Source organism: Ensifer sp. 22460, assembly GCF_052044935.1.
Lineage (GTDB): Bacteria > Pseudomonadota > Alphaproteobacteria > Rhizobiales > Rhizobiaceae > Ensifer.
The window spans coordinates 1-2,922 of sequence record NZ_JBQENZ010000032.1 but is presented as its reverse complement, the minus strand read 5'-3'; the positions used below and the strand labels follow the sequence as shown (position 1 = coordinate 2,922).

The 2,922-nt window shown below is 60.8% G+C and carries 1 protein-coding gene; it reads right to left on the bottom strand.

Going from position 1 to position 2,922, the window contains the following annotated elements:
* Nucleotides 1-2,922 (bottom strand): cadherin-like domain-containing protein (locus tag ACTJKM_RS30115; RefSeq protein ID WP_440661561.1); only part of this gene is annotated, 2,922 nt, incomplete at both ends.

The following is a 2,922-nucleotide window of genomic DNA, read 5'->3' as shown; positions in this document are numbered from 1 at the left end:
CGCTCCAGACGAGAACACCGGGGCATTGTCGTTGACGTTGGTGACCGTGATGGCGACCGCCCGGTCAGTGGCGAGCGTGCCGTCGGAGGCGGTGACGACGATGTCGTAAATGTTGTCGCCATCCCCGTCGGCCGGTGCCTCGAAGTTGGGTGCAGCCTTGAAGGTCACAACACCGGTCGCGGCGTCGATGTTGAACAGCGCGGAGTCCGTGCCAGACAGCGAATAGGTCAAGGCGCCGAGGTTGTCGGCATCGCTGGCGTCGGCATCATAGACCGTGCCGGTCCCGTTTTCGGCGAAGCTGGCCGTCGTGCCGGAGGTGAACACCGGTGCGTTGTTGATCGGGATAATGTCGAGTGTGGCGGAACCGATGGCCGCGAGAGAGCCGTCAGTCACGGTGTAGGAGAAAGACACCCCCGTGGCGTCGTTGGCAGCCGGCGTGTAACTCCAGGTCCCATCTAGGTTATCCTCCAGCGTGCCAGCGCCAGAGGCAATGGCCAGGCCGGTCACCGTTAGGCTGTTGCCATCGGCATCTTCGGCATTGGCCAAAAGCTCGGCCTGAGTGATGAGCCTGGCGCCGGAATCTTCGGCAATCGCCGTCAGCGTTATCGCCGTCGTGGTCGGTGCGCGATTGAGCGAGTAGGTGCCGGACGCGTCGTTTACGGTTCCGACGCCTTGCTGCAGAATCTGCAGACGTTCCTCGATCGTGAACGTGGCGTTGAGGAGTGTGACGCTATCGGTGGTGCCCGCACCTTGCACCAGCAAGGCATTGCCCTTGTTATCGAACAAAAAGGCAGTTCCACCTTCCCGCGTCGTCGTGATGTGTTCAATGTCGATTAGCGAAACACCCTGGAGATTGAGAACCTCAGCATCGGTAGAAAGGGTGTCCTCGCCGCTACCCCCGTCGTAGATCTCTCCTGTAGAGGCATCGGCCGCACCGACCAGGAACGTGTCGTTTCCGTCCTGGCCATAAACTTCATCTCTGCCCAGACCACCGGTTAAGGTATCATTGCCGCCTGTGCCGTGGACGATATCGCTGCCGGCGAGAGCGTCGATAATATCCGGCCCATCGGTTCCGGTCAGGTCGTCCGGCCCCGGGGTTGGCCCGCTGGCGGTCTGGATCACCCTTATGATGTTCCCGGTGAGGACAACCTCACCAAACACTACTCCGGCAAGCGCAATACTCGTTTCAAACGAACCATTGTTGTCGGAGTCGATCTCAAGCAGCGTATCGGAGCCTGATGCAACCAAGCGGACATTCGGGGCCGTGTCGGAGCTCTGCAGCAGTTCGATCTTTTCACCGATCTGGTAGTCGGTGATGGTGTCGCCATTGAGCTCGGCAGCAGTACCCTGGAAGGTATCGACACCAGTGCCGCCGCTCAGGGTGTCGATGCCCTGCCCACCGTTGAGCAGGTCGTTGCCTGCACCGCCCGACAGCTGATCGTCGCCGCCGCTGCCGTAGAGGTAGTCGATTCCAATGCCGCCATTGAGGGTGTCGGCACCACCAGTCTGCGAGTTGAAGTCACCATAAAGATAGCTGACCGCCGTCGCGCTCGTGTTTTGCGCCGTCAGCGCGTCGTTCCCCAATCCGCCATAGAGATAGCCATAGGTATAGTTGCCGGTGACGGTCAGGGTGTCGTCGCCACTGCCGCCGTCCAGTTGACCGTAGGAGGCGCTGCCCGAGAAGCTCAAGACATCGCTGTCGTCGCCACCATAGAGACTTACATAATAGAGGTTGCTTCCGCTGTAGGTGAGTATGTCCTCGCCAGTTCCACCATCGGCGTAGTTCCACCATTGATAACCGCCGTTGCCGGCGAAGCTGATCGTGTCGTTGCCGTCGTTGCCATAAAGTGTGCCGCTAACTGCCGTCAGGCTGTCGTTACCAGCGCCGCCCTCCACAACGGTATATTGGCCATCCGTCCCGCTATCCGTCAGCGTGTCGTCGCCATCCCCGCCAACGAGCATGTCGCTGCCCTCGCCGCCTTCAATGACATCGTTGTCCGCACCGCCATACAGGACATCATCACCCTCCCCGCCATCGAGCGTATCCGCCCCTGCATCGCCATAGAGGACGTCATTGCCCGTTCCGCCCGTCAGTTGATCCTCACCCTCTCCGCCGTATAGAGCATCGTTCCCTTCACCTCCGATCAGCGTATCGTTGCTGCCCAGCCCGACGATTTCGTCGTTCCCGCCAAGCCCATCCAAACTATCCGCCCCAGACGTCCCAATCAGCAGGTCGTCGCCAGATGTGGGTAGATTCAAAAACTCTTGGCGCACGCCAATCTGAATAGCTACCGCGTCGATACCACCATGTCCGTCCGACACCTGAACCGTCACATCGTAGACGTTATCTGCCCCTGCATCGCTAGGCGCCTCGAAATCCGGCGCAGCCACAAAGCTCAGTGCACCCGTCGATGCATTGACGCTGAATTGGGCGGCGTCGGCGCCCCCCACAATCGAATACGTCAGTGTGTCGCCGGCGTCCGGATCGTTGGCTGTTATGGTAGTGACTGCCGTGGTGTTCTCGGGTACCGAGATCTGAGCCGTGTCAGCACCACCGCTCGACGTGATCGACGGTGATCCGTTCTCGTTCTGGTTGGTGACCGTGATGGCGACCGCCCGATCGGTTGTGAGCGTGCCATCGGAGGCCGTGACGACGATATCGTAGACATTGTCGCCATCGGCGTCGACCGGTGCCTCGAAGTCGGGCGCCGCCTTGAAGGTGACAACACCGGTCGCGGCGTCGATGTCGAACAGCGCGGCGTCCGTGCCGGACAGCGAATAGGTCAGGGCGCCGAGATTGTCGGCATCGCTGGCGTCGGCATCATAGACCGTGCCGGTCCCGTTTTCGGCGAAGCTTGCCGTCGCTCCAGACGAGAACACCGGGGCATTGTCGTTGACGTTGGTGACCGTGATGGCGACCGC